The sequence below is a fragment of the Sinomonas sp. R1AF57 genome, assembly GCF_002224485.1.
Classification (GTDB): domain Bacteria; phylum Actinomycetota; class Actinomycetes; order Actinomycetales; family Micrococcaceae; genus Sinomonas; species Sinomonas flava.
On the sequence record NZ_CP022463.1, the window covers coordinates 1,226,464 to 1,246,709 of the forward strand.

Below are 20,246 nucleotides of genomic sequence, written 5' to 3' on the forward strand. Positions count from 1 at the left end.
CCCCGAAAGCCGCCGCCCCGGAACCGCCCCAGCCCACCGCCGACGCCCTGAACGGGCGCGAGGCCACCATCCGCACCGGCAGCCGCCCCAAGGGCGTCGTCACGGTCTTCAACTGCCACTTCCTCCTCGGCGCCGCGTGGGCCGGCAAGGAAGTCCGCGTACTGCACGACCACCGCACCATCGCCTTCTACGACGAGGAAGGCACCGAGATCCTCTCCCACCCACGACCGCCCCGAGGCACCAGATTCGTCCCGCGCAGCGGCCTCAAGCGTCCCGCACCGGACCAACCGTCCACGGACTCCTGAGACACGAAAAGTCCACACTCACCTGAGACATGAACCGTCCACGAACTCACGAGACATCACAGCGTCAGGGCGCTGAATTTGGCGTACCCGAGAGCGTCAGGGGCGCTGATTTCGCGTACCCGAGAGCGTCAGGGCGCTAATTTGGCGTACCCGAGACGGGGGGTGGTCAGGCCTCCCGGCGGAACTGCACCTTCCACTCCTCCGGCCCCTCCGCGAGGTAGGACACCTCGAACGCGCCCTCGCGGTACCGCTGCTGCACCTGGGCCAGCAGGGGGAGCGGGTTGTGGTTGGCGATGATGACGAGCCCCGCCCCCACGGCCAGCGAGTCCAGCGCACCGAAGATCGTCGCGTGGCGGATGGCGTGGGGAATCAGGCGGACGTCGAGCTCGGGGAAGCCCTCGCCGTCGTGCTCTCCGCACGCGCACGAAGACGTGGGGGTCAGGGTGAGGGGCTGGCGCTGGGTGTCCATGGCGGTCCTTTCGCGGTCACGACCTGTGCCCCAGACTTTACTACAATGAATTCCGTGGAAAATAGTCTGGGTCCCCGACCGACGTCCCCCGGCCCCGCGACGCCCCTCTCCGGCGCGCGCGCCGCACTCCTGGACCTCATCCGCGCCCACGGCGGCCCGTGCACCGTCGAGGACCTCGTGAGGGCGACCGGCCAGCACCCCAACACCGTGCGGGAGCACCTCGAAGCGCTCGTGGGCGCGGGGCTGGCCGCCGTCGTCGACGGCCCGGCGCCGCAGCGGGGTCCGGGGAAGCGCGGGCGGCCGGCGAAGCACTACCTCGCCCTCGAGCCCGAATCCCGCACCGAGGGCTACGCCGGCCTCGCGGGAGTCCTCGCGGCGGAGCTCGCCCGCCTGGCCCCCGACCCGGTCGCCGCCGGCGAGGACGCCGGCCGGCGCTGGGCGCGCCGCAGCCTCGGTCCCGCGCCTGCGCCCGCCTCGGCCCCGGACGCACGACGCCGCGTGCTCGCCGAGCTGGACGACCTCGGGTTCGGCGTCGAGCCCCGGCCCGAGCGGGTCAGCGCGCTGGACGAGTCCGAGACAGTCCGCCTCGTCTCATGCCCCCTCCTCGCCGCCGCCAGGGACGAGCCCGGCGTCGTGTGTGCTGTGCACGCAGGCCTGGTCGACGAGTCGCTGCGGCTGCTCGGCCATCCCGACCTCGCCTCGCGGCTCGAGCCGTTCGCGGAGCCGGGGGCGTGCCTCCTCACGATCGGACGGCGGTGACTGCCCGGGCAGCGCGGGCGCTGCAGGGCACGGCGCATCCGCCGCACCTCACCGAGCGTCCGCGCACCCGCATCTGGCCGCGCGCGCTCCTCCTCGTCGCTGGCGGGGCATCGCTGGCCGCGGGCCTCGACGCGGCGCTCGTCCTCCTGGGCCTGCCCGCTCCCGTCGGGGGACCCGGGACCCCCGCCCTGCCCGCGTCCCACGGGGCCCTCATGGTGTTCGGGTTCGTCGGGACGCTCATCGCGCTGGAGCGGGCGGTCGCGCTGCGCCGGGCGTGGGGGTACGCGGCCCCGGCGCTCCTCGGTCTCGGGGCGCTCGCGCAGCTCGCCGCGCCTGCGTGGGGCTTCCCACAGTGGCTGCCGCGCGTCGTCGTGCTTGCCGGTGCGGTGCTGTTCGCCCTTGTCTACGTCCCGCTGTGGCAGCGCCAGCGCGACCCCGCCGTGCTCGTGCAGGCGTTGGGCGCCGTCGTTGCCGCGGGTGCGGCCGGCCTCCTGGCAGCGGGCGTTCCGGTCGCCGCCGTCGTGCCGTGGCTCGCCGCCTTCGTGCTTGCCACGATCGCGGGGGAGAGGCTCGAGCTGGCGCGCGTGAGGATCGGCGGCCGGTGGGCCGAGCCGCTCCTCGTCGTCGCGGCGTCGGCCCTCGTGGTGCTGTGCCCGGCGACGCTCCTGTGGCCGGCGGCGGGCTACCCGCTCTTCGGCGCCGCCCTGCTCGGTCTCGCCGCATGGCTCGTGGCCTACGACGTCGCCCGCGCCACTATCCGTTCGACTGGCCTGCCGCGCTTCGTGGCCGCCTGCCTCCTGGCCGGCTACGCGTGGCTCGCGGTGGCCGCGGCCGTGTGTCTCCTCGTGCCCGGTCCGCCGGCAGGGGCGGCCTACGACGCGTTCCTCCACGCTGTCTTCCTCGGCTTCGCGATGTCGTTGATCATGGCCCACGCGCCCGTCATCCTCCCGGCGATCCTGCGGCGGCCGCTCCCGTACCGCGCCGCGATGTGGGGCCCGGCCCTGCTCCTGCACGCGACCGTGGTCCAGCGCCTCGCCCTCGGGGACGCCCGCGGAGACGTGGCCGCGTGGCAGTGGGGCGGTGCCGGCAACGTCGTGGCGGTGCTCGCGTTCGCCGGTGTCGCGGCATACTCCGCCGCAGCCCACGGCGGCGGCCTGGCCGGCGCCCGCGGCACGGGTCGGTCCGTGCCGACGCGCCGCGGGATCCCTGCGGAGAGGACCGGCTCATGACGCCCTCGATCAGCGCAGCCCCCGACCGTCGTCGGGAGCGTCCGGGGACCGGGCGGGCAGCGTGGCACCGCTGGGCGAACGCCCCGACGCTCGGGTGGCTGCTCGCCGTCGCCCTCCTGGCCGGCGCCCATCGGAGCGTGCCGGACTCGGGATGGCTCCTGACGCACCTTGCGCTCCTGGGCGCCGCCACGAACGCGATCCTGGTCTACTCGTGGCACTTCGCCGAGGCCCTCCTGCGCCTGCCTGTCCCGTCCCGCCGCGCGCTCGCGGCCCGGCTCGTCCTCCTCAACGCCGGCGCGGCCGCCGCCATGGCCGGCGTGGTGCTCGCCCTCTGGCCGGCGGCCGTCGCGGGGGCGGCAGCCGTCGGCGCGGCAGCCGCCTGGCACGGCGCAGCGCTGCTGGTCCGCGTCCGGAAGGCCCTTCCCTCGCGCTTCGCCTCCACGATCCGCTACTACCTCGCCGCGAGCGCGCTGCTGCCCTTCGGCGCGGCGGCAGGCGCCCTGCTCGCGCTGCCGGGCACCGACTCCGCCGGCGACCTCCACGCACGGCTCCTCCTCGCGCACGAGTCCATCAACGTCCTCGGCTGGCTGGGCCTGAGTGTGCTCGGAACCCTCGTCACGCTCCTTCCGACGATGCTGCGCACGCGCGCCGAGGACTCCGCGGAGCCGGTGTCCCGCCGCGCCCTCTGGATCCTCCTGGCCGGGGTCGCCGCCACCGCGATCGGGGCCCTCGAAGGGAACCGGATCGCCGCCGCGGCCGGCGTGCTCGTCTACCTGGCCGGGACCGTGGTGTCGCTGGTGCCGCTTGCACGCGCGGTGGCGCGCAAGCCGCCGGTGGCCTTCGCACCGCTGTCCGCGGTCGCGGGCCTCGTGTGGCTCGTGGCCGGCCTGTCCAGGCTCGCCTGGCTCTGTGCCACGGCCCGGGACTGGGATGCCCTCCACCTCGCGCTCGGCGGCCTCACCCCGGTCCTGGCCGCAGGCTTCGCCGCGCAGGTCCTCGTCGGGGCGCTGTCCTACCTCCTTCCGGTCGTCCTGGGCGGGGGCCCGGCCCTGGTCCGCCGCCGCACGGAGACGCTCGACGCCGGCGCCTGGCTCCGCGCCGCGCTCGCCAACGGCGCGCTGGTCCTCTACCTCCTTCCCGTGCCGAGCACCGTCCGGGTGGCGGCCGCAGTCGTCGGGCTCATCGCGCTCGCGGCGTTCGTGTGGCTCGCGCTCCGCGCCGTGCTGGCCCGCACTGCCACGCTCGCGGCGCGTCCGGGCCCCTCCCTCCGGAGCCGGCTCGGCTCCGGAGCGGTGGGACTCGCCGTCCTCGTGGCCGCCGTCGTGTCGGGCGTCGCCGCCGACCCCTCCGCCCTGCCCGTCGCCGCCGGCGGAACGCCTGCCGCCGGAACGCCCGCCGCTGGGGGCGGCGCCGTCGTGCCCACCGGCCACACGACCACGGTGGACGTGCAGATGTCCGGAATGCGCTTCGTCCCGGACACGGTGACGGTGCCCGCCGGCGACCGGCTCGTCATCCGCCTCACGAACCGGGACGACACCGCCCACGACCTCGTTCTCGCGACGGGGCAGGACTCCTCGCGCGTCTACCCGGGCCAGAGCGGCGAGCTCGACGCCGGGGTCGTCACCCGGCCGGTCGACGGCTGGTGCTCGGTGGTGGGCCACAGGCAGATGGGCATGGTGTTTCGGGTCAACACGACGGACGCTCCCGCGTCGGGTGCGCCCCAGGCCGGCGCCGGGGACATGCCCGGCATGCAGCACGCCCCGGCCGCGCCGCCCAGCGCCTCACCCACGCAGCACACCCCGTACTCCGCCGACCTCCCGCCGGTGCCCGCCGGCATCACCCATCAGGTGACCCTGACGGTGCGGGACACCGTCACGGAAGTCGCCCCCGGCGTCGAGCAGGCCCTGTGGACGTACAACGGGACCGCCCCGGGGCCGGTCCTGCACGGCAGGGTGGGGGACAGGTTCGAGGTCACCCTCGTGAACGACGCCTCCGCCGGGCACTCGATCGACTTCCACGCGGGAGCGCTCGCGCCGGACGGGCCGATGCGCACCATCGACCCGGGCCAGCAGCTGACGTACACGTTCACGGCCACCCAGCCGGGCATCTGGATGTACCACTGCAGCACGATGCCGATGTCCCTGCACATCGCCAACGGCATGTTCGGCGCCGTCGTGATCGATCCGCCCGATGCCCCGCCGGTGGACCGCCAGTTCGTGCTCGTGCAGAGCGAGCAGTACCGCGGTGCGCAGGGCGGCATCGCGGACTCGGCGAAGATCACCGCGGGCACACCCGACGCGGTCGTGTTCAACGGGTACCCGAACCAGTACGACGCCGCGCCGCTCGCCGTGCGCGCAGGAGAGCGGGTACGGGTATGGGTCCTCGATGCGGGGCCGGACCGCGCGACGTCGTTCCACGTCGTCGGCGCACAGTTCAGCTCCGTCTGGGCCGAAGGCGCGTACCGCCTGGCGCCCGGTGCGGGCGGCGCCCCGATGGGCGCGTCCCAGGCGATGGACCTCGCACCTGCCCAGGGCGGCTTCGTGGACCTCTCGTTCCCCGAGGCCGGCCACTACCCGTTCGTGAGCCACTACATGGTGGACGCTGACCGGGGCGCGCACGGTGTCTTCGCCGTCGCTGCCCCGAAGTGAGCCGCCGCTCCTCGCGGGAGCCACCGAGGCCGCCTTCTGAAGGTCACCTCCTGAAGGTCACCTCCTAAAGGTCAGCTCCTGAGGGTCACCTCCTGAAGGTCACCTCCTGTGGGTCGCCGCCGGTGCCGCAGGCGCACGACGGCGCGCGGCCGCCGTCGTGCGTCTGACCACGCCACCTCGCTGGGCCACCATCCGCAAGACGTACCCCCAGCGTGACTCCCAGGAGGTGACCCCCAGAAGTGGGGCGCCCGGCGGGGTGCTCACGGCGCCGGCGCTCCGCTAAGCCGCGAAGTGAGAGGGCCGCTGCTGGGCTACATTGGTAGCTGACCTTTTCCTGCCCAGATTCGAGAACGGATGCCCCGCGTGGTCCTGCGACTCTCCACCCTGTTCCTGCGCACCCTGCGCGAGGATCCCGCCGACGCCGAGGTCGCGAGCCACAAGCTGCTCGTGCGAGCGGGGTACATCCGCCGGGCCGCCCCGGGCATCTACACGTGGCTCCCGCTGGGCCTGGCCGTGCTGCGCAGGGTGGAGCAGATCATCCGCGAGGAGATGGGCGCGATCGGGGCCCAGGAGGTCCACTTCCCGGCGCTCCTGCCGAAGGAGCCCTACGAGGCCACCAACCGCTGGACCGAGTACGGCGAGGGCATCTTCCGGCTCAAGGACCGCAAGGAGGCCGACTACCTCCTCGCGCCCACCCACGAGGAGATGTTCACCCTCCTGGTCAAGGACCTCTACTCCTCGTACAAGGACCTCCCGCTCGCGCTCTACCAGATCCAGAACAAGTACCGCGACGAGGCGCGTCCCCGCGCCGGCCTGCTGCGCGGCCGCGAGTTCATCATGAAGGACTCCTACTCGTTCGACGTCGACGACGCCGGCCTCGACGCCAGCTACGCCAGGCACCGCGAGGCGTACCTGAAGGTGTTCTCCCGGCTCGGGCTCGAGGTGATCCCGGTCAAGGCGACCGCGGGCGCGATGGGCGGCTCCAGGAGCGAGGAGTTCCTCCACCCGACCGAGATCGGCGAGGACACCTTCGTGCGCTCCGCGGGCGGGTACGCCGCGAACGTCGAGGCCGTCACGACCGTCGTGCCCGCCGAGATCGACTACACGGACGCCCCGGCGGCCCAGGTCCTCGACACCCCGGACACCCCCACGATCGACACCCTCGTCGAGGCCTCCCAGACCATCTTCCCTAACCCCGAGCGGCCCTGGACCGCCGCGGACACGCTCAAGAACGTCGTCCTGGCGGTCACGCTGCCCACCGGCGAGACCCAGCTCGTCGTCATCGGCGTGCCCGGCGACCGGGCGGTGGACCTCAAGCGCGTCGAGGCGAACATCGGCGCGTTCCTCCCCATCGCCGGGGAGATCGCCATCGAGGCGGCCAACGACGAGCAGCTCAAGGAGCAGCCGCTCATCGTCAAGGGCTACCTCGGCCCGGGACTCGACCGCGACGACGCCCTCCTCGGCCTCGAGGGCAAGGCCAAGCTGCTCTACCTCGTGGACCCGCGCGTCGTCTCCGGCACGGCGTGGATCACCGGCGCGAACGAGCACGGCAAGCACGTCTACGGGCTCGTGGCAGGCCGGGACTTCGGCTGGGACGGCGTCATCGAGTGCACCGAGGTCCGCGCCGGGGACGAGGCGCCCGACGGCTCGGGGCCCCTTGAGACCGCGCGGGGGATCGAGATGGGGCACATCTTCCAGCTCGGCCGCAAGTACGCGGAGGCGCTGGACCTGAAGGTCCTGGACCAGAACGGCAAGCAGGTCGTGGTGACCATGGGCTCGTACGGCATCGGCGTCACGCGCGCCGTCGCTGCCCTCGCGGAGTCCAACCATGACGAGCGGGGCCTCATCTGGCCCCGGTCCGTGGCCCCCGCAGACGTCCATGTCGTCGCGGTCGGCCGCGGCGAGGAGATCTTCGCGGAGGCCGAGCGCGTCACGGCCGAGCTCGAGTCCCGGGGCCTGACGGTCATCCTCGACGACCGGCCCAAGGTGTCCCCGGGCGTGAAGTTCGGCGACGCCGAGCTCATCGGCGTCCCGACCATTGTCGCCGTGGGCAAGGGGCTCGCGTCGGGAACCCTCGAGGTCAAGGACCGCCGGTCCGGTGCCGCCGAGGACGTCCCCGTGGCCGAGGTGGTCGACCGGGTCGTCGCCGCCGTCCGCGGCGCCTAGGACGCGCGCGGGGTGGTCTCAGGCCTCGAGGCGGTCGAACCGCTCACCCTGCTCCTCGTCGTCGCCGCCGGGTTCGCTGCCGGGTGGGTCGACGCCGTCGTGGGCGGGGGCGGGCTCATCCAGCTGCCCGCCCTCCTCGCGGTCCCCGGGATCACCCCGGTCCAGGCGCTTGCGACGAACAAGATGGGGTCGATCTTCGGCACGACGACGAGCGCCCTCACCTACGCGCGGCGCGTGCGGCCTGACCTTGCCACCGCCATCCCCATGGCGCTCGTTGCGCTTGCCGGCGCCTTCGGCGGCGCCGCGCTCGCGACCGCGCTGCCTTCCCGGGTGTTCAAGCCGATCATCCTCGCGGCGATCGTCGCCGTCGCGCTGTTCACGGTGTTCAGGCCGCAGCTCGGCGAGTACACGAACCTGCGCCTCAAGGGCCGGCGCCACCTCGCCGCGGCCTGCGGGCTGGGCGCAGCGATCGGCTTCTACGACGGGCTCATCGGCCCCGGGACGGGCTCGTTCCTCGTCATCGCGCTCGTCTCCGGGATGGGCTACGCGTTCCTCGAGGCGAGCGCGAAGGCCAAGATCGTCAACATGGCCACCAACCTCGGCGCGCTGATCCTGTTCGTGCCCCACGGCGCGGTCCTGTGGGGCCTCGGGCTGGCTCTGGGCGCCGCGAACATGCTCGGCGGGTACACGGGTGCGCGCATGGCGGTGGCACGCGGCAACCGGTTCATCCGCTGGGTCTTCCTCGCGGTGGTCGCCGCGCTGGCCGTCAAGCTCGGACTTGACGTCTGGAGCGAGAACTTCGCCTGAACCCACGCTGGGAGCGCTCCGGCCGCGGGCGTAGCATGCACCCATGCTGCGTCCCGACGACTACAGCGCTCCCCTGGAGCGCGCGGCGCACCACGCACGGAGCTGGCTCGCCGGCGTCCCCGAACGGCACGTCGCACCGCGCACGACGGCGGATCGGCTCGCCGAAGCGTTCGGCGGCGGCCTGCCCGAGGAAGGCCTGGACGCAGCCGCCACCGTCGACCTCCTGGCCGCCACCGCGGAGCCCGGGCTCACGGCGATGGCCTCGGGGAGGTTCTACGGCTTCGTGATCGGCGGGACCCTTCCGGCGGCGCTGGCCGCCGACTGGCTCGTGAGCGCCTGGGACCAGAACACCGGCCTGCGCTTCGCGACGCCCGCCGTCGCCGCGGCCGAGGAGGCCGCGGGACGATGGGTCCTGGACCTCCTCGGCCTCCCGTCCTCGTCCGACGTGGGCTTCACGACGGGGGCGAGCATGGCCAACTTCGCAGGCCTCGCGGCCGCCCGGTGGCGCGTCCTGGAGCAGGCGGGGTGCGACGTCAGCGTCCGCGGGCTCGCCGGTGCTCCCGCCGTCCGGGTCCTCGTCGGAGCCGAACGCCACGACACGGTGGACATGGCCCTGCGCTTCCTCGGGCTCGGAGCACCCATCCCCGTGTCGAGTGACCGGCAGGGCCGGATCGATCCCGAGGCCCTGCGCACGCAGCTCGCGGCCGGGGAGGGGCCGGCCATCGTGTGCCTCCAGGCGGGCAACCTCCACTCCGGGGCGTTCGACCCGTTCGCCGAGGCCATCGCCGCGGCGCGGGAGCACGGGGCGTGGGTCCATGTCGACGGCGCGTTCGGGCTGTGGGCCGCGGCGTCGACCGCGACGCGCGGTCTCACGGCGGGCGTGGCCGACGCCGACTCGTGGGGCACGGACGCGCACAAGAACCTCAACGTGCCGTACGACTGCGGCATCGTCGCGTGCCGCGACGTCGTCGCGCTGCGCTCCGCCCTCGGGATGCACGGCGACTACCTCATGCACGATCCGCACGGGGACCACGGGCCGGGGGACCCGCTGGAGAAGGTGCCCGAGCTCTCCCGGCGGGCGCGGGGCGTGACAGTGTGGGCGGTCCTGCGCTCGCTCGGCCGCGCGGGCGTCGAGGCCCTCGTCGCCGGTCTGGTCGCGCACGCCCAGGAGCTCGCGCGCCGCATCGGCGAACTCCCCGGCGCCGAGGTGCTCAATGACGTGGTCTTCAGCCAGGTCTCGCTCGCGTTCGGGTCCGATGCCCGGACCCGAGCGGTGGCCGACTGGCTGATCGAGGACGGCAGGGTGTGGATGACGGCGTCGCGCTGGCAGGGCCGCGCGGTGCTGCGGATCTCCGTGGCCAACTGGTCCACGGACAGCGCGGACGTCGAGGTCTCGGTCGCCGCGGTCCGCGATGCGCTCGCCGCCACCGAGGGGCTCTGAGCACCTCCAGGCCGGGGCGAGGCGCGCCGAGCCGATCCGGTCCTAGGCCACACCGGCGACGCCGAGCAGGCTGCCGAGCCCGAACGTCGCCGCGAGTGCGAGGGCGCCGCCGAGCACGACCCGGGCGGAGGCCCGGAGCCGGGATCCGCCGCCGATCCACGCGCCGACCCACCCGGTGATCGCCAGGGCCACTAGCACGGTCACGAAGGTGAGGGGAACGCGGATGCCTTCGGGGAAGAAGAGGATCGAGAGCATGGGCAGGACCGCGCCGAGGAGGAATGCGACGGCGGAAGCGGCGGCCGCGTGCCAAGGGCTCACGATCTCGTCCGGGTCGATCCCGAGCTCGATGTCCAGATGGGCGCGGAGGGCGTCCTTCTCGGTGAGCTCGTGCGCGACCCTCGTGGCCGTCTCCTCGCTGAGCCCCTTGGCCCGGTAGAGCGACACGAGCTCGGCCAGTTCGGCCTCAGGCTGCTCGCGCAGCTCGTCTGTCTCCTTCTTGATGAGGTGCTTCTGGCTGTCGCTCTGGCTGCTCACCGAGACGTACTCCCCGAGAGCCATCGAGATCGCTCCGCCGACCACAGCCGCTGCGCCCGCGGTGAGGATCGGGCCGGTCTCGGCGGTCGCGCCGGCGACACCCACGACCACCGCCGCCACCGAGACGATGCCGTCATTGGCACCGAGGACCCCCGCGCGCAGCCAGTTGAGCTTGGCGGCAAGGTCCGTTCCCTGGGGCTCTGCGTGGAGGTGCGTGACAGATTCGCTGCTCATGGATCCCACTGTGGCACCGGCGGCCCCGGCGTGCCAGCGAAGCAAGCCTAGCCTCAGCCGCCGGGGGTGGCGGCCGGCGACGGCTGCGGCGCCCGCGACGCCGCACTGCGCGCCTCCGCGTGGCCGGGGAAGGCTTCCTCCTCGGGTGTGATGCCGAGCGGGGCGAGCCGTCGGGCAGCCGCGGCCAGTCCGTCGGCAGCCGCCTCCCGCTGCCGGGGGGCAGCGGCCCCGACCAGCTGCGACCACGCCTGGGCTGCGGAGTCCTCGAGCGCGGTGAGCGATGCGGGGCTGGCGGCATCGGCGGCGAGGGCGAAGCCGGGCGCGTCGGCCGGCGGCCGGACGCAGGAGGCGTCGGCGATGGCCCGCGCCGCGTCTGCCTGCGAAGCATGCGCCGCCGCCGAGGCCAGATGCCCGGCGCGCACGGCGCCCTGGGACCGTGCGGCCAGGACCGTGTAGGTCCACACCGCAGCCTGCTCGGCCCGCACCGTCGCCGCGAGCTCGCTGCTGCCCTGCGCCGAACCGGCACTGGGTGCGCGCACGGACGACGGTCCCGCCGAGGACGGGCCCCCCGCCCGGCTGCACGACGGGACGGACGACGGCGACGGTTCCGCCGAGGGCGCGGCCGGCGGCGCCGTCGGGGGTGGGGCAGGCGCGGACGCTCCGCGGACGGCCGCGCGGAGGCGGTCGGCCTCCACCTGCTGGCCCGCGGCGAGCGATGCCAGCAGCCTTGCGGTGGGCCCGTCGACCGCGCCCAGGTCCCGGCGCCGGGTCTGTGCACTCGCGTCCAGGGCCTCCGCCAGGCCAGCGGCATCGGCTTGCGGCGTGGCGGCGGTCGCCGGCGCCGTCGGACTGGCCGGGCCGGGAGACCCCGCGAGGAGGCCGCGCTGCAGGTCCAGCACCCCGGCGGCCCGCGCTGCGGCCTGCTGGACGCCGTCGACCTGAGCCGCGGCGGCGCCAGAGGTGGACAGCCCCGCAGCGGCAGCGGCCAGGACGGCGGCGTCCGCTTCGGCGTGGGCGAGCGCCGTCTCGCTCGCCGTCGGACCAGGGGGGACGGCGGGCGGCGCCGCGAGTAGGGCCGTTCCGGATCCGACGGCGAGGGCCACCCCGACTGCGGCCAGCCACATCCCGGTGCGGCTCCGTCGCCGCACGTCGGGACGGGCGGGGCCAGGGGTGGTGGAATTCACGGTCTCGATGATCCCACGGCCCCGGGGAGCTGCCGCGCGCGGGCGGCGGGAACCGATAGGCTAGGGAGACAACTGAGTTAAAGGAGGCGGACCCCCATGTCCGAGCCCGATCTGCCCTCGCCGGGCATCCCGACGCAGGCAGAGCCGGTGCCGCACGCGGGCGGAGAGGAATCCCGGCTCCGGGAACTGCTCGAGCCCTCCGTCCTCAGCCGCCGACTCGTCCTCGAGGGCGTGTCCGTCAAGACCGCCGGGAAGCGCCGGACCGTCCAGGTCGTCGTCGACCTTCCGGATGACGAGACAGGGGGCGTTTCCCTCGACACGATCGCGGAGGTCTCCCGCGAGCTCTCCGAGCTCCTGGACGCCGACCCCGATTCGGACACCCGCCCCTACGACCTCGAGGTCTCCTCGCCCGGTGTGAGCCGGCCGCTGACGGAACCGCGCCACTGGCGGCGCGCCCGGGGCCGGCTCGTCAAGGTGAACGTGATCGGCGGGGAGAACGTCACGGGCAGGCTCATCGAGGTCGCCGACGACGGCGTCGTGGTGGTCCCCGACCTGCCCGCGAAGAAGGGCGTGAAGCCGAAGCCGGGAGAGCCGGTCAGGCTTCCCTTCGAGCAGATCCGCAGCGGCAGGGTGGAGATCGAGTTCTCGCACCTCGACGACGCCGCCGCGCCGGGCGCGGACAGCGCCGCAGACCACGCTGACACCGAGAACGCCGAGGAGGCCTAGTGGACATCGACATGAGCGCGCTGCGCCTGCTGGAGCGCGAGCGCGACATTCCCGTCGACAAGCTCATCCCCACCATCGAGCAGGCGCTCCTGCTCGCGTACCACAAGTCCCCCGGGGCGATCGACCGAGCGCGCGCCGAGGTGGACCGCCGCAGCGGACACGTGACGATCTGGGCGACCGAGATCGACGACGAGGGCAACCCGGTCGGCGAGTTCGACGACACCCCTGAGGGGTTCGGCCGCATCGCCGCCATGACCGCCAAGCAGGTCATCCTGCAGCGCCTGCGCGATGTGGAGGACGACAACGTCCTCGGCGAGTTCAAGGGCCGCGAGGGCGAGCTCATCGCGGGCCTCATCCAGCAGGGCCACAACCCGAACATGGTCCAGGTCAACCTCGGCGCCGTCGAGGCAGTCCTGCCGCCGCCCGAGCAGGTCCCCGGCGAGAGGTACCTCCACGGGTCCCGCATCCGCGCCTACGTCGTGGACGTCCACCGCGGCCTCAAGGGCCCCTCGATCACGCTCTCGCGCTCGCACCCTGGCCTCGTCAAGAAGCTCTTCGAGCTCGAGGTCCCCGAGATCGCCGAGCGCAGCGTCGAAATCGTCGCGATCGCGCGCGAGGCCGGCCACCGGACGAAGATCGCCGTCCGCGCCAACATCCCGGGCGTCAACGCCAAGGGGGCGTGCATCGGCGAGATGGGCTCCCGTGTCCGCGCCGTCATGACCGAGCTGAACGACGAGAAGATCGACATCGTCGACTACAGCGACGATCCGGCGACGTTCATCGCGAACGCGCTCTCGCCGTCGAAGGTCACCAACGTGACCATCGTGGACGAGGCCACCAGGTCGGCGCGCGTGCTCGTCCCCGACTACCAGCTCTCGCTCGCCATCGGCAAGGAAGGGCAGAACGCCCGCCTGGCCGCGAAGCTCACGGGCTGGCGCATCGACATCGGCTCCGACACCCAGTCCTGACCGTCCGGGGTGAGGTCCCGGGCCCGGGAGCCCGCCATTCGGCGGTTCCCGGGGGGGAGGGTCTAGAATAGATGAGTCCGGGTCTGCGCCCGGCGGCATTGCGGGACGAGAGTCCCCGCCGGGCACTGCCCGGCCGAGGTGGGAGAGCAGGGATGAGGGCCAGTACTGACGCGCCGGCCGCAACCCGTCCCCAGCGCACCTGCATCGGCTGCCGCCAGACCGCAGCCCGGTCGGAACTGCTCCGGCTGGTGAAGGACCTCGACGACGCCGCGCGCGTGGTCGTGGATCCGCGCCGCCGACTGCCCGGCCGCGGTGCGTGGCTGCACCCCGACTGGGCCTGCCTGAAGCAAGCCCTGCGACGGCGGGCGTTCCAGCGTGCCTTCCGGGGCGCGGTGGACCACCGCCCCGTCGAAGACTACTTCGGCACCTCCGTCCCGGCACCCGCCGGGGCGGACGATGACCTCCCTGAGGTCCACGTTGAAAGCGGGTCAGAAATCTGATGGACACCCGATGAGTCCCCGTCCCATGAGTGCGTAGCAATGATCACTCTGTTGCGCACCGCAAAGGGCTCTGAGGCGCACCCCCGCGCCGAGGGAGCCTGCAGCAAGCAGTAGACGGTCCGTGCCTGGCTCGGCGCGGACCGAGACAGGAGAAATGTGGCCAAGGTCCGCGTACACGAGCTCGCCAAGGAGCTCGGTATCACCTCTAAGGACGCCGTCGCCAAGCTCGCGGAGCTCGGCGAATTCGTGCGTTCTGCGTCCTCGACGATCGAGGCGCCCGTCGTGAAGAAGCTTCGCGACGCCTACCCCGCCGGTGGCGAGAAGGCGACCCGCCCGTCGTCGTCCTCGCGTCCCGCATCGCCTGCGCGCCCTGCGCCTGCGCCCGGCCCGGCCCGCCCGGCCGCCCCCGCGCCGTCGCCCGCCCCCGCGCAGCGCTCCGCCGAGGCGGCCCGCCCCGCCGAGACCTCGCGTCCTGCCCCTGCCGAGGCCTCCCGCCCGGCGCCGTCCGCGCCGCGGCCCGCTCCCGCGCCTTCCGGCCCCCGCCCGGGTTCCGATGGCCCGCGTCCCGGCGGCCGCTCCGGCGCTCCCGCCCGCCCCGGCCCGAGTGGCCGCAGCGGTGAGGGCGCGCCGTCGTCGCGTCCGAAGGCGACCCCGGGTCCCCGCCCCAGCGGTCCCCGTCCGGGCAACAACCCGTTCTCGTCGTCCCAGGGCATGCAGCGCCAGGGGCGCGACGGCGATCGCGCCCCCCGTCCGGGCAACAACCCGTTCGCATCGTCGCAGGGCATGCCCCGTCCCGGCGGCGGCCGCGACGGCGACCGCCCGGGTGGTCCCCGCCCGGCGGCACCGCGCCCCGGCGGCACCTCCGGCATCCCGCGCCCCGGCGCTCCCCGTCCCGGCGCTCCGCGGCCGGGTGCTCCCCGTCCGGGCGCCCCGCGTCCCGGCGGCGCCGGTGGTCCCCGCCCGAACCCGGGCATGATGCCCCCGCGCACCGACCGGCCTCAGCCGGGCGCCCGGCCCGCCGGCACCGGCGGACGCGGCCCGGGCCGTCCCGGTGGTGGCCCCGGTGGCGGCGGTCCCGCTGGCGGCGGCTTCGGCAAGGGCGGCCGCGGACGCGGCGGTACCCAGGGTGCCTTCGGCAAGGGTGGCGCCGGTCGCGGCAAGCAGCGCAAGTCGAAGCGCGCGAAGCGCCAGGAACTGGAGCAGATGAGCGCACCGTCGCTCGGCGGCGTCTCGGTGCCCCGTGGCGACGGCAGCACCATCGTGCGCCTGCGCCGCGGTGCGTCCATCACGGACTTCGCCGAGAAGATCGATGCCAACCCGGCGTCGCTCGTCACGGTGCTGTTCCACCTCGGTGAGATGGCAACCGCCACGCAGTCCCTCGACGAGGAGACGTTCTCGGTCCTGGGCGAGGAGCTCGGCTACAAGATCCAGGTCGTGTCGCCGGAGGACGAGGAGCGCGAGCTGCTCGAGTCCTTCGACATCGACCTCGAGGCTGAGCTCGAGGCGGAGACCGACGAGGACCTCGAGAAGCGTCCGGCCGTCGTGACCGTCATGGGCCACGTCGACCACGGTAAGACGCGCCTCCTCGACGCCATCCGCAACACCAACGTGGTGGCTGGCGAGCACGGCGGCATCACGCAGCACATCGGTGCGTACCAGATCGCCTTCGACCACGATGACCGGCAGCGCAAGCTGACGTTCATCGACACCCCGGGCCACGAGGCGTTCACCGCCATGCGTGCCCGTGGTGCGCAGGTCACGGACATCGCGGTGCTCGTGGTGGCCGCGGATGACGGCGTCATGCCGCAGACCGTCGAGGCGCTCAACCACGCCCAGGCCGCGAACGTGCCGATCGTGGTGGCGGTGAACAAGATCGACAAGGAGGGCGCGAACCCGGACAAGATCCGCGGCCAGCTCACCGAGTACGGCCTCGTTCCCGAGGAGTACGGCGGCGACACGATGTTCGTCGACGTCTCGGCCCGCCAGAACCTGCACATCGACGACCTGCTCTCGGCGATCCTCCTCACGGCAGACGCCGCGCTGGACCTCCGTGCGAACCCGAACAAGGACGCGCGCGGCGTCGCCATCGAGGCGAACCTGGACAAGGGCCGCGGCGCCGTCGCAACCGTGCTCGTCCAGTCCGGCACGCTCCACGTCGGCGACACGATCGTCGCGGGCACGGCCCACGGCCGCGTCCGCGCGATGTTCGACGAGGACGGCGAGGCCGTCGAGGCCGCGACGCCGTCGCGTCCGGTCCAGGTCCTGGGCCTGTCCTCGGTGCCGCGCGCCGGTGACACGTTCCTCGTGACCGAGGACGAGCGCACCGCACGCCAGATCGCCGAGAAGCGCGAGGCTGCCGAGCGCAACGCCCAGCTGGCCAAGCGCCGCAAGCGGATCAGCCTCGAGGACTTCGACCAGGCTGTGGCCGAGGGCAAGATCGACACCCTCAACCTCATCCTCAAGGGCGACGTGTCCGGTGCCGTCGAGGCGCTCGAGGACTCGCTGCTCAAGATCGATGTGGGCGAGGACGTCCAGCTGCGGGTCATCCACCGCGGTGTGGGCGCGATCACCCAGAACGATGTCAACCTCGCGACGGTCGACAACGCGATCATCATCGGCTTCAACGTCAAGCCGGCTGAGCGCGTCGCCGAGCTGGCCGACCGCGAGGGCGTCGACATGCGCTTCTACTCGGTCATCTACGCGGCGATCGACGACATCGAGCTGGCCCTCAAGGGCATGCTCAAGCCGGAGTACGAGGAGGTGCAGCTCGGTGCCGCCGAGGTGCGCGAGATCTTCAAGTCCTCCAAGTTCGGCAACATCGCCGGTTCGATCGTCCGCAGCGGCCTGATCCGCCGCAACGCCAAGGCGCGTGTCCTGCGCAACGGCGTCGTGGTGGGCGACAAGCTGACGATCGAGTCGCTCAAGCGGTTCAAGGACGACGCGACCGAGGTCCGCGAGGGCTTCGAGTGCGGTATCGGCCTCGGGTCGTTCAACGACCTCCAGCTCGAGGACATCATCGAGACGTTCGAGATGCGCGAGAAGCCGCGCTCCTAGTCGCCTCGAGGAGAAGGGGGTCCCGCACGGGGCCCCCTTTTCCCGGTGCCCCCGGGAGATGTCCCGGACCGACCCGACCACACGAAGGAGAACCACATGGCCGATCCAGCACGCGCCGCCCGGCTCGCGCAGCGCATCAAGGTGGTCGTGGCCGAGGCCCTGCGCAAGGCCGTCAAGGACGAGCGCGCCGAGGCCATCACCGTCACCGACGCCCGTGTCACCAACGACCTCCAGCATGCGACCGTGTACTACACCGTCCTCGGTGACACCGCCGCGGCCCACGGCGCGCGCGACCTCCTCGAGGCGAAGAAGGGCGTGCTCCGCCGCGAGGTGGGGCGCAACCTGACGATCAGGCTGACCCCGACCCTTGAGTTCGTCGCCGACGAGATCCCCGTCAACGCCTCGCACCTCGAGGACCTCCTGCGCGAGGCCAAGGCCCGCGACGCCGAGGTGGCGAAGCTCGCCTCGGGCGCGCAGCCAGCCGGCGACGCCGACCCGTACCGCAAGGACGAGCCGGAGGACGACGACTACGAGGACGAGGGCGAGTTCGACGGCGTCGAGGAGCCCCAGGACTGAGCCTCACCTGAGGACGCGAGAAGCGGGCGGTGCCATCCGGCGCCGCCCGCTTCTGCTTGCCGCCCTGAGCGTCAGGGTGTCAGCCTCTGCGAGATGAGCGTTCCGTTTCCGAAGACGTCGGTTGTCGCGTAGAGCATGTTGCCCTGGACCGTCACGTCGGCGGTGGATGGCTTGTCCAGGAACGGCTGCGCCGTCTGCGTCCCGGCCGCTGCCCTGAGAACCCCCGTGCCGAAGAGCGAAGCGATGTAGAGGTTGCCCGAGCCGTCGAAGGCCAGACCGGTCGGGGACATGATGCCCTGGATCCAGGGTTGGACAGCTCCCGTTGACGGGCTGACCCGGAACACGGCACCCCGCGCGCCGAGGCTTGCATCCTCGGGACCACCTGGGAGCGAGGTGACGTAGAGCCACCCGTCCGAGCCGATCGCCACGTCGGTAGGCACGGGTTCGAAGTTGTAGGTCTGGCCGATACACGCCGGAAGTCCGTACTGCTCGGCGAAAGCCTGCGTGATGGTTGCGGGCCGGGGAGGCAGCACTGCCACCGTCTGGATGGCGCCGGTGCTCAGATCGACGGCCAGCACGTCGTTGCCCCCCGCGTCCGCCACATAGGCGGTGTTGCCCCGAACAGCGACGGCGTAAGGGTGGGAATCGGTCTCTCCCGTGTAGGACGCCGGGAAGCCGAGACTGGTCAGCTGGCTGGCACACTCCGCCGGGGCGTTCGGTCCAAGTCCGTAATGCACGTCCCCGTCAGGATTGTGGGCGGTCTCGTAGGCACCAATCTGGTCTGTGATCGTCCTGGCTCTCCCCTTGGCGTCGACGGCCACAAGGCGCCCAGCGAGCGGCCGCGGGTCTTCCGGTCCGGCGCCTTGGCTCTCGATGACATACGTGGTGCTGCCCTGAGTAGCGGTCCCAGCGACGTCCCACTGCTCGTCTGCAGGGGGTGCGTACAGGACGGTCTTCGTTCCCCCCTCGATGCGCGTGAGCCTGCCGGCGAATTCTTCTGAGACGATGACACTGTTGCCGGTCCCGGCAGACACGTGGAGTGGGCCCACCAGACCGTCGACAGAAGGCGGCGGGGATGGCGGCGCAGCCGTGGCTGGCCCTGCGGGAAGAACGATGAGTGCTCCAGCCGCGAGCAGTGCGAGCGACTTCTTCATTGAACTGACTCCTCACGTGGGATAACCCCGAGACTGCTGGCCAGCTCCCCCGGCAGAGAGCTTATCCGCAGCCCGAGTTCGTCACCATGGGCGACGCCGTGTGCCCGCTTCTTCAGGGTCATCTGACGGTGTGGCGCGGGTCGGCCCACAGAAAGATGTTTGTTCAAAAGAGCCCGCGGGAAAGAGGTGGCGTGTCCGAGACCACACTGGCCGGACCTTCAGAGGGACAACAAACACCGATCGCGGGCGCGGGCGACGAGGGCTCCATCCTCATCGGTACCGCCCGTCGAAGGAGAGAACACCCATGAAAGCCAAGATCATCGCCCCTGTGCTTGCCGCGACGCTTTCCGGAGCCGCGCTGATGGGAGCCGCCGTTCCCGCGTCGGCAGCGCCGGCACCGACGGCGCAGCAGGCCGCGTCCACTCCCCGAGCCACAGCGCCGACTACTGTGCCGATCACCGGAACGACGAATGGTGTGACCTCGTTTGTGGGGTCTTTCAACCTCACCCAATTCGTGGTTCAGAACGGCCAGTTGATGGCCTTGGGTAACCTCACCGGCACGCTGACTAACCCCATCACGGGCGCGGTGCAGAACGTGGACCAGCAGGTCGCGCTTCCGGTCGGCGGTAATGCAACCACGTCGGGCACCTGTGACATCCTGCACCTCGACCTCGGCCCGCTGAATCTGGATCTCCTCGGCCTCCAGGTGCACCTGAACGAGGTCGTGCTCGACATCACCGCGCAGCCCGGCCCGGGCAACCTCCTCGGCAACCTGCTCTGCAGCGTCGCGGGCCTGCTCGACAACGGGACCGGTCTGAACGGATTGGCCAACCTGCTCAACCATCTCCTCGGACTCTGATCGAGCAATACTGATACCAACCAGGCACTAGCGGGTTCCGGAGCGGGCCCGGCCGAATCGGCCGGGCCCGCTCCGCGCGTTCCGTACGATGGCCCCATGACCGAGCCTGACGCGAACGCGCAGTCCGCCGACGCCCAGACCTACCTCGAGCGGGCGATCGACGTGGCCGTCGCGAACGTGGCCGCTGGCGGCGGTCCGTTCGGCGCCGTCGTGGTCCTGCCCGACGGGCGCGTGTTCGAGGGGGAGAATCGGGTCACGCGGGACAACGACCCCACCGCGCACGCGGAGGTCGTCGCGATCCGGCGCGCCGCCGCGGTCGCGGGCTTCGACCTGAGCGGCGCGGCGCTGTACGCGAGCTGCGAGCCGTGCCCCCTGTGCCTCGCCGCGGCCCTCTGGGCGCGCGTCGCCTCGGTGCGATTCGCCGCGGACAGGCAGGACGCTGCCGCCGTCGGATTCGACGACGCTATCTTCTACGAGTATTTCGCCGCCGGCGGCGCGCACGGCGACGGCTCCCTCATGCCGGTGGTCCGCTCCGCCGTGGTCGGCCGTGAACGTCCGTTCGAGGCGTGGAACGCGTTCGAGGGCCGCATCGAGTACTGAACAGCGGAGGCTCCCCGGCTCCATATACTGGAA

At 72.6% G+C, this 20,246-nt stretch carries 17 protein-coding genes and 1 pseudogene; 14 read left to right on the forward strand and 4 right to left on the reverse strand.

The genetic code is table 11. The annotated features are described in order from the left end of the window. A pseudogene (locus tag CGQ25_RS05600) lies at positions 1-305 on the forward strand (hypothetical protein); the annotation flags it as partial. 166 nt (positions 306-471) lie between these two features. On the opposite strand, the gene CGQ25_RS05605 reads toward CGQ25_RS05600, so the two are convergent. Continuing rightward, complete coding sequence (locus tag CGQ25_RS05605) at positions 472-774, reverse strand: DUF2249 domain-containing protein (RefSeq protein WP_208712184.1); 303 nt, start codon at positions 772-774, stop codon at positions 472-474. Positions 775-828: 54 nt separating this feature from the next. Between CGQ25_RS05605 and CGQ25_RS05610 the strand changes: the two genes are divergently transcribed. The 6 genes from CGQ25_RS05610 to CGQ25_RS05635 all read left to right on the forward strand — a co-directional run bounded on the left by CGQ25_RS05610 (position 829) and on the right by CGQ25_RS05635 (position 9,824). Then, positions 829-1,533 (forward strand): metalloregulator ArsR/SmtB family transcription factor, encoded by a 705-nt coding sequence (locus CGQ25_RS05610; RefSeq protein ID WP_208712185.1) that lies wholly within the window; start codon positions 829-831, stop codon positions 1,531-1,533. Next, the gene (locus CGQ25_RS05615; protein ID WP_208712186.1) at positions 1,530-2,762 is read left to right on the forward strand and encodes a hypothetical protein; all 1,233 of its coding nucleotides are present in this window, start codon (positions 1,530-1,532) and stop codon (positions 2,760-2,762) included. The genes CGQ25_RS05610 and CGQ25_RS05615 overlap by 4 nt, the downstream gene beginning before the upstream one ends. Further along, the gene (locus tag CGQ25_RS05620) at positions 2,759-5,410 is read left to right on the forward strand and encodes a multicopper oxidase domain-containing protein (protein ID WP_208712187.1); all 2,652 of its coding nucleotides are present in this window, start codon (positions 2,759-2,761) and stop codon (positions 5,408-5,410) included. Before CGQ25_RS05615 ends, CGQ25_RS05620 begins: the two co-directional genes overlap by 4 nt. Positions 5,411-5,773: 363 nt before the next feature. Continuing rightward, positions 5,774-7,576: a proline--tRNA ligase gene (locus tag CGQ25_RS05625; RefSeq protein ID WP_208712188.1), complete on the forward strand. Its 1,803-nt coding sequence runs from the start codon at positions 5,774-5,776 to the stop codon at positions 7,574-7,576. 12 nt (positions 7,577-7,588) lie between these two features. Next, a complete protein-coding gene (locus tag CGQ25_RS05630; RefSeq protein ID WP_208712189.1) occupies positions 7,589-8,383 on the forward strand; it encodes a TSUP family transporter in 795 nt (264 codons plus the stop codon). A 43-nt stretch (positions 8,384-8,426) separates the two neighbouring features. Then, positions 8,427-9,824: an aminotransferase class V-fold PLP-dependent enzyme gene (locus tag CGQ25_RS05635; protein ID WP_208712190.1), complete on the forward strand. Its 1,398-nt coding sequence runs from the start codon at positions 8,427-8,429 to the stop codon at positions 9,822-9,824. A 42-nt stretch (positions 9,825-9,866) separates the two neighbouring features. Here the strand turns inward: CGQ25_RS05635 and CGQ25_RS05640 are convergent, their stop codons facing one another. Further along, positions 9,867-10,592 carry a VIT family protein gene (locus CGQ25_RS05640; RefSeq protein WP_208712191.1) on the reverse strand — a complete coding sequence of 242 codons (726 nt, stop codon included), beginning with the start codon at positions 10,590-10,592 and terminating at the stop codon, positions 9,867-9,869. A gap of 53 nt (positions 10,593-10,645) precedes the next feature. Next, a complete protein-coding gene (locus CGQ25_RS05645; RefSeq protein ID WP_208712192.1) occupies positions 10,646-11,776 on the reverse strand; it encodes a DUF4439 domain-containing protein in 1,131 nt (376 codons plus the stop codon). 96 nt (positions 11,777-11,872) lie between these two features. Here CGQ25_RS05645 and rimP point away from each other — a divergent pair, with 96 nt between their 5' ends. The 5 genes from rimP (at position 11,873) to rbfA (ending at position 17,600) form a co-directional block, all read left to right on the forward strand. Then, positions 11,873-12,502 carry a ribosome maturation factor RimP gene (gene rimP / locus CGQ25_RS05650; RefSeq protein ID WP_208712193.1) on the forward strand — a complete coding sequence of 210 codons (630 nt, stop codon included), beginning with the start codon at positions 11,873-11,875 and terminating at the stop codon, positions 12,500-12,502. Next, the gene (nusA, locus tag CGQ25_RS05655; RefSeq protein WP_208712194.1) at positions 12,502-13,470 is read left to right on the forward strand and encodes a transcription termination factor NusA; all 969 of its coding nucleotides are present in this window, start codon (positions 12,502-12,504) and stop codon (positions 13,468-13,470) included. Before rimP ends, nusA begins: the two co-directional genes overlap by 1 nt. 152 nt (positions 13,471-13,622) lie before the next feature. After that, positions 13,623-13,970 (forward strand): YlxR family protein, encoded by a 348-nt coding sequence (locus tag CGQ25_RS05660; RefSeq protein WP_208712195.1) that lies wholly within the window; start codon positions 13,623-13,625, stop codon positions 13,968-13,970. A 156-nt stretch (positions 13,971-14,126) separates the two neighbouring features. Continuing rightward, on the forward strand, positions 14,127-17,024 hold the full coding sequence (infB, locus tag CGQ25_RS05665; protein ID WP_208712196.1) for a translation initiation factor IF-2: 2,898 nt from the start codon (positions 14,127-14,129) through the stop codon (positions 17,022-17,024). Between the two features lie 96 nt (positions 17,025-17,120). Further along, positions 17,121-17,600, forward strand: coding sequence for a 30S ribosome-binding factor RbfA (gene rbfA / locus CGQ25_RS05670; RefSeq protein WP_208712197.1), 480 nt, complete (start codon positions 17,121-17,123; stop codon positions 17,598-17,600). A gap of 71 nt (positions 17,601-17,671) precedes the next feature. Here rbfA and CGQ25_RS05675 read toward each other — a convergent pair whose 3' ends face one another. Beyond that, entirely contained in the window at positions 17,672-18,754 is a 1,083-nt protein-coding gene (locus tag CGQ25_RS05675) for a ScyD/ScyE family protein (protein ID WP_208712198.1), read from the reverse strand. A gap of 304 nt (positions 18,755-19,058) precedes the next feature. Between CGQ25_RS05675 and CGQ25_RS05680 the strand changes: the two genes are divergently transcribed. Further along, on the forward strand, positions 19,059-19,613 hold the full coding sequence (locus CGQ25_RS05680) for an ABC transporter substrate-binding protein (protein WP_208712199.1): 555 nt from the start codon (positions 19,059-19,061) through the stop codon (positions 19,611-19,613). 96 nt (positions 19,614-19,709) lie between these two features. Beyond that, the gene (locus CGQ25_RS05685) at positions 19,710-20,213 is read left to right on the forward strand and encodes a nucleoside deaminase (protein WP_208712200.1); all 504 of its coding nucleotides are present in this window, start codon (positions 19,710-19,712) and stop codon (positions 20,211-20,213) included. The last annotated feature ends 33 nt before the right edge of the window (positions 20,214-20,246 follow it).